The 6,226-nt window shown below is 61.3% G+C and carries 6 protein-coding genes; 3 read left to right on the top strand and 3 right to left on the bottom strand.

Features of this window, described 5'->3' with window-relative positions; translation table 11 throughout:
• Positions 1-1,363 (bottom strand): helicase HerA-like domain-containing protein (locus CAPSK01_RS21015; RefSeq protein WP_273704226.1); only part of this gene is annotated, 1,363 nt, incomplete at its 3' end.
• A gap of 136 nt (positions 1,364-1,499) precedes the next feature.
• Between CAPSK01_RS21015 and CAPSK01_RS21010 the strand changes: the two genes are divergently transcribed.
• The 3 genes from CAPSK01_RS21010 to CAPSK01_RS21000 all read left to right on the top strand — a co-directional run bounded on the left by CAPSK01_RS21010 (position 1,500) and on the right by CAPSK01_RS21000 (position 3,723).
• A complete protein-coding gene (locus CAPSK01_RS21010) occupies positions 1,500-2,225 on the top strand; it encodes a YebC/PmpR family DNA-binding transcriptional regulator (RefSeq protein ID WP_034931730.1) in 726 nt (241 codons plus the stop codon).
• A gap of 212 nt (positions 2,226-2,437) precedes the next feature.
• Complete coding sequence (locus tag CAPSK01_RS21005) at positions 2,438-3,211, top strand: peptidoglycan-binding protein (RefSeq protein ID WP_273704225.1); 774 nt, start codon at positions 2,438-2,440, stop codon at positions 3,209-3,211.
• 158 nt (positions 3,212-3,369) lie between these two features.
• The gene (locus CAPSK01_RS21000) at positions 3,370-3,723 is read left to right on the top strand and encodes a hypothetical protein (protein ID WP_273704224.1); all 354 of its coding nucleotides are present in this window, start codon (positions 3,370-3,372) and stop codon (positions 3,721-3,723) included.
• A gap of 114 nt (positions 3,724-3,837) precedes the next feature.
• Here CAPSK01_RS21000 and gltX read toward each other — a convergent pair whose 3' ends face one another.
• Together gltX and CAPSK01_RS20990 are read right to left on the bottom strand one after the other, a co-directional pair.
• Positions 3,838-5,226: a glutamate--tRNA ligase gene (gltX, locus tag CAPSK01_RS20995; RefSeq protein ID WP_273704223.1), complete on the bottom strand. Its 1,389-nt coding sequence runs from the start codon at positions 5,224-5,226 to the stop codon at positions 3,838-3,840.
• A gap of 456 nt (positions 5,227-5,682) precedes the next feature.
• Complete coding sequence (locus CAPSK01_RS20990; RefSeq protein ID WP_034931510.1) at positions 5,683-6,105, bottom strand: hypothetical protein; 423 nt, start codon at positions 6,103-6,105, stop codon at positions 5,683-5,685.
• Between the last annotated feature and the right edge of the window lie 121 nt (positions 6,106-6,226).

Raw genomic sequence — 6,226 nt, 5'->3', positions numbered from 1 at the left:
ACAGGTCGCTCAGCCCTCCCAGCCAGCCGCCACCCGGCGCAGCCGGTGCCGCCTCGCCAGCAGGCGCGCCACCGTTCGGCTGCGTGGCGACAGCGCTTCCTTTGAGCTTCTCGTAAGCCGACTCGCGATCGATGACCTGCTCGTAATGCCCGTAAATCGCCGAACTCCTGATCACTGCCTGCCGCTCTTCGGTGGTCTGCGGACCGATGCGCGACGCTGGCGGCAGAATCAAGGCACGCTCGACGACGCTCGGCCGGCCATGGCCGTCGAGGAACGAAACCAGCGCCTCGCCGACGCCGAGTTCGCTGATTGCCGTCTCGGCGTCGAACTTCGGATTCGCCCGCAAGGTCTGCGCGGCCGCTTTCACGGCTTTCTGGTCTCGCGGCGTGAACGCGCGCAGCGCGTGCTGAACCCGGTTGCCAAGCTGCCCGAGAACGGTATCGGGAATGTCGAGCGGATTCTGCGTGACGAAGTAGATGCCGACGCCCTTGGAACGGATCAGACGCACCACCTGCTCGATCTTTTCCAGGAGTGCCGCAGGCGCTTCGTTGAACAGCAGATGCGCTTCGTCGAAAAAGAAGACCAGCCTGGGTTTGTCGAGGTCGCCGACTTCCGGCAATTGCTCGAACAGTTCGGAGAGCAGCCAGAGCAAAAAAGTTGAATAGAGGCGCGGCGAAGCCATCAGCTTGTCGCCAGCCAGAATGTTGACCACTCCCCGGCCATCGTCGGTCTGCATCAGGTCGGCAATGTCGAGCATCGGCTCACCGAAGAAGACCTCACCCCCCTGCTCACCCAGGTTCAGCAAGCCGCGCTGGATGGCACCGATCGAAGCTGCCGAGACGTTGCCGTACTCGGTGGTAAAGTTCTTGGCGTTCTCACCGACATACTGGATCATCGCCCGCAGATCCTTGAGATCGAGCAGCAACAGACCGTTGTCGTCAGCGATACGAAACACCAGTTGCAGCACCCCGGCCTGCGTGTCGTTGAGATTCAGCAGCCGCGACAGCAGCACCGGCCCCATGTCCGAGATCGTCGCGCGCACCGGATGTCCCTGCGCGCCGAACACATCCCAGAAGGTGACCGGGCATTTCGCCGGCGCGTAGTCGGAAACGCCGAGTGCGTCCAGGCGCGCCTGCAGCTTTGGCGTCAGGCTGCCGGGAGCGGCCAGGCCAGAAAGATCGCCCTTGACGTCAGCCATGAACACCGGCACGCCAATGGCCGAAAAGCGTTCGGCGAGCAATTGCAGCGTGATCGTCTTGCCGGTACCGGTGGCGCCGGTGATCAGACCGTGCCGGTTGGCCAGGGCTGGCAGCAGGGCCAGATCGATATCTTCGTGTCTGGCAATGAGCAGAGGGGTAACCATGATCGACTCCGAAAAGTGGTGGCAGGAAGGGATGACGGGAAGTGCTAAAATGTGGGGTTTGATTATCAACCATTTGCGGTCGGGTTTGTTGCACCGGGCAGCAGCCGGACCCGATCGGCAATCATCAGAGGTCAGCATGGCAGGACACTCCAAATGGGCCAACATCCAGCACCGCAAGGGACGCCAGGATGAGAAGCGCAGCGCATCGTTTTCCAAGATCGCCAGGGAAATCACCGTCTCCGCCAAGAGGGGCGGCGGCGACCCGTCGTTCAACCCGCGCCTGCGCCTGGCCATCGACAAGGGCAAAGGCGTCAACATGCCCAAGGACAAGATCGACAACGCGATCAAGAAGGGAACCGGCGAGATTGAAGGCGTCGAGTACATCGAAATCCGTTATGAAGGCTACGGCATCGGTGGCGCTGCGGTGATCGTCGACTGCCTGACCGACAACAAGACGCGCACCGTTGCCGACGTGCGCCACGCTTTCAACAAGTATGGCGGCAATCTCGGCACCGACGGCTGTGTCGCCTTCCAGTTCAGGCACTGCGGGCAGTTGCTGTTTGCTCCCGGCACCGACGAAGCCGCGCTGATGGACGCGGCGATCGAGGCCGGCGCCGACGACGTCCTCGCCAACGAGGATGGCTCGGTCGAAGTGCTCACCGCGCCGAACGATTACATGGCGGTCAAGGAAGCGCTCGAGGCCGCCGGTTTCAAGTCCGAATACGGAGGCGTGACGATGAAAGCCGAGAACGAGACAGCACTCGGCGGCGACGAGTCGCTGCGCATGCAGAAGCTGATCGACGCCCTCGAGAACCTTGATGACGTTCAGGAGGTCTACACCAGCGTGGTGCTTGACGATTGAGCAGGCACGGCTTGCCCCTGCGACGTCGACGGTTCAGCCACGGTCGGCAAATTTGGATCTGGCGAATTGTTCTCCTTTAATTTCAATCCGCTGGCCGTCCGGGCGATCCTCCTTCCGCGGCTTGCGCCTACATGCGGCGCCAGAGTGGACGACCGCAAGTGTGGCGAGGTCGGCCTGAATTGATCGTTCATTCTTGTTTTGGGAGCTTGGCGATGGAAAAAATTACTGCATCCGACATTCTCGAGCTGTCAGCCTCTGCGGTTCCTTCGATCGTGCAAGGAATCGTGGACCATCAGCAGCTCATGGCGAGTGGCGGAATCGAGACCCCGCTCCGGATTTGTCATTTCATGGCCCAGCTCGCGCACGAAAGTGCGCACTTCAGAACGACCCGCGAGTTTGCCTCCGGCAACGCCTACGAGGGCAGAAAGGATCTGGGGAATGTGCAACCGGGAGATGGTCCGCGGTATCGTGGACGGGGCCTGATCCAGACCACCGGGCGGGCGAACTATCGGGAAGCGCGTGACGACATCCGCAAGATCGTTCCCGGAGCGCCGGATTTCGAGCAGCAACCGATGGCTCTGGAACAATTTCCGTGGGCCCTGTTGTCGGCGGTCTCGTATTGGCGACGCCGGGATATCAACCGATTTGCCGACCGCGACGACATTCGCGCCGTCACGCGCGCCGTGAATGGTGGCTTCAATGGCTTCGACGATCGCCAACGCTACCTGAGCAAGGCCAAAGCGATCTGGCTGGCGGAGAGTACCCCTACCGCCAGGAATCCGACACTCCGCCCTGGAGACTGCAACGATGCCGTCGTGGATCTGCAGAACGAGTTGATCGATGTCGGGTATCGTCTCTTGGTGGACGGACATTATGGCGATCACACCAGGGAAGCCGTGCTTGATTTCCAGACACGGCACCGTCTCACTGCGGACGGGGTGGTGGGTGCGCGAACCTGGGCCGCACTGAGAGCCGCTACCGACTGAAATACCGTCATGCCACCCGTAAGCAGTCAACAGACCGTCAGCAGAATGCATTCGGGAACGTGGCCTCATCATGCCCTGTCTGGATTGGAATTTCCCAGTCTCCAATGTCGCCAGGGCGGGTCGTTCCTGGATCGCTTGGTCGTGGGAGGCGGTCGACGGTGATCCTGGCAAGACTTTCCGGAGCAGGTCCGCGTTCGCTGGTGGTGCACAGCGTTCTTGCCGCCATTCTCTGCCAGGCATACGTCGCAGAAGCGCGGCCGGCCCGCTGCTCGACGAGTGACGAGGGCAATTTCAAGTGCGAGTTCCGGGCCATGGCGCGGGATGGCAGTTTTCAAATCTCGGCCCCAGGGAAGCCGACTTACACCTTGAATATGGTGGAACCTGGGCTCGCTTACGGTTTCCTCAATCTTGGCAAAGGCAATATTCCCTTGCCTGGCCGCTTCATTCGCAGCCCAACCGAAAAGGCGTGCTGGGAGAACGACGTGACATCGGCGCGGATTTGCGCGTGGTGAGCAGACCGGCGGCCACGGTATGCCGGCACCGCGACGACACCGCCTCTCCGGCAACGCCCAACGGTCATGACTTTTCCAGGCACCCACGATCATGAAACTCATGATCGTCAGGTCTTACCTGGCCACGGCGAGTCGCTTGAGCACCGTCTCGCGCGGGAAAAGGGCGACCACGGCATCGACCGACGGGGTCTGTTCCAGGCCCGTCAACATCACGCGCAGCGGCATCGCCAGCTTGGGCATCTTCAGCCCGTGCCTGGCAACGCTCGCCTTGATCAAGGCGCCAATTGCGGAGGCTTCCCAGGCAACCTCCGGCAGGTGATCAATGAAATCTTCCAGCGCCGGCAGCGTTTCCGGGGTAAGGTGCTTTGCCAGCAGCTCCGCTTTCGGATGCAGTTCGATGTAGAACACTTCCGCGAGGTCGGCAAGTTCGTTCAGGTTGGCGGCACGCTCCTTGTACAGATCGATGATCGCTGCGAGCGACGGTGCGGCGGCAACCGTGACACCGCGCGCCTGCAGCCGTGGTCGCACCAGATCTGCCAGTCGCGCCGTTTCGGTGCGCTTCAGGTAGTAGGCATTGAGCCAGTTCAGCTTTTCGGTATTGAACTGTGCTGCTGACGGGGTGATATGGTCGAGGTCGAACCATTCACAGAACTGTGGCATCGAGAAAATCTCGTCATCGCCATGCGACCAGCCGAGGCGTGCGAGATAATTGAGCACCGCTTCCGGCAGATAGCCCTCGTCGTCGTACTGCATGACGCTGACCGCGCCATGCCGCTTCGACAGTTTCTGGCCATCGTCGCCAAGAATCATTGACAGGTGCGCATAGAGCGGCAATTGTGCACCGAGCGCCTGCAGGATGTTGATCTGGCGCGGCGTGTTGTTGACATGGTCGTCGCCACGGATGACGTGCGTGATGCCCATATCCCGGTCATCGACGACGACACAGAAGTTGTAGGTCGGCGTGCCATCGGCGCGCGCAATGACCAGGTCGTCAAGTTCCTCATTGGCGATCTCGATCCGCCCCTTGACGAGGTCATCCCAGGCGACCACCCCGTCGGTCGGATTTCTGAAGCGGATCACCGGCCGCATCCCTGCTGGCGGCGTCGGCAAGGTCTTGCCCGGTTCCGGACGCCAGCGACCATCGTAACGTGGTTTGAGGCCTGCGGCACGCTGCTCCTCACGCAGGTGATCGAGTTCTGCCGGCGTCATGTAACAGGGGTAGGCGCTACCGGCCAGGAGCATTTCTTCGATCACCTCCCGGTAGCGAGACATCCGTTGCGTCTGGTAGAAGGGCCCCTCGTCGTGGGTGAGGCCCAGCCAATGCATGCCATCCAGAATTGCCTGCACCGCTTCCGGAGTCGAACGTACCAGGTCGGTGTCCTCGATGCGCAGGATGAAGCGGCCGGCATGGTGGCGAGCGTAAGCCCACGCGAAAAGAGCAGTGCGCGCCCCGCCGATATGCAGGAAACCGGTTGGCGAAGGCGCAAAACGGGTACGAATCATGGTCATTCTTCGCAATTTGGCTGCTGATCCAGGTCGCCCCGTCGCCAACACCGTGAACCTGGGTCTTGGGGCCAAATCCCAGCGCATCGACCAGCCGCTTCAGGAGGGCCCCCGCTTCCAGGGGACCCTTTCTCGCCACGCCGGCCTTGGGAACGGCCTCGCCCTGCCGCTGTGCAATACAGACCTTCGCTTCTCGCCAGTGCGTGCACTTCCCCTTGCGGGCGTCCGCAGCGCCCGCCACGGTCTCGACAAGGGGCACCATTCCGCCGTCCGTCTCCACAATCAGCCTCTTCGCGGTGTTCGATGGGCCCGCCACCGGCAGGCAATCTGCCTCCGTTAATTCACAGGCCACCCGTTCGGTGAGCGTCCGGGGCGCACTGACCGCCAAGTCAACACCGTAGTGCTCCTTGATTTTTGCCGCAACCTGTCCAAAGGGAAGGTCGGCGCCCAAGTCCGTCACGGCGCGCTCCAGTGGCAGAGAATGGCTCCGGCAACGGACACCGGCAGCTTCTGAAAAAGGACGAAGCAGCCGGTTTGTTTCTTTGTGGAGAAAGCATTCCTCCTCCACCATGACCGAGCCGTATGTCGTATACCAGAGAACTTTTTTTTCGCGTGTACCACGACCGGCTCAGCGGCCCGCACCTCGGCTGTCACCGCCTCAGCAACCTGCTCGGCCCATCCCGTCAGAATCTCCTGGCCCGTCCCGCGGAGAATTTCTATCACGCGGCGCTCGGCTTCATCGGCCCGACGCAGATCCCCTTCGGCGTTCTCCACCAACTCCAGCATCTCTAGCACTTTCGCCAGTATCTTTGGATTAGCCTCCAAACGGGCCACCAAGTCTCTGGAATCGCAAGGTTCGATGTGGGAAATCTTAGGCATGGCTTCTCTCCGTGGATGGGTTCCCTACTCTATCGCAACTCTCCGCTAATTTCCTTACGTTTGCTCACGTCGCTGACAATTATCAGAGCGGGACTCGCCCAACACTTTCGTTCGCACCCTG

It is taken from the genome of Candidatus Accumulibacter vicinus, from assembly GCF_000584955.1.
GTDB classification, from domain to species: Bacteria; Pseudomonadota; Gammaproteobacteria; order Burkholderiales; family Rhodocyclaceae; genus Accumulibacter; species Accumulibacter vicinus.
The sequence above is the reverse complement of the archived record's forward strand: the minus strand, read 5'-3'. Positions and strand labels throughout refer to the sequence as shown.

What these genes read in the sequence shown, in the direction of transcription:
- gltX (WP_273704223.1), bottom strand. Translation starts at nt 5,226, where the DNA reads ATGATTCGTACCCGTTTTGCGCCTTCGCCAACCGGTTTCCTGCATATC.
- CAPSK01_RS21005 (WP_273704225.1), top strand. Translation starts at nt 2,438, where the DNA reads ATGGAAAAAATTACTGCATCCGACATTCTCGAGCTGTCAGCCTCTGCG.
- CAPSK01_RS20990 (WP_034931510.1), bottom strand. Translation starts at nt 6,105, where the DNA reads ATGCCTAAGATTTCCCACATCGAACCTTGCGATTCCAGAGACTTGGTG.
- CAPSK01_RS21010 (WP_034931730.1), top strand. Translation starts at nt 1,500, where the DNA reads ATGGCAGGACACTCCAAATGGGCCAACATCCAGCACCGCAAGGGACGC.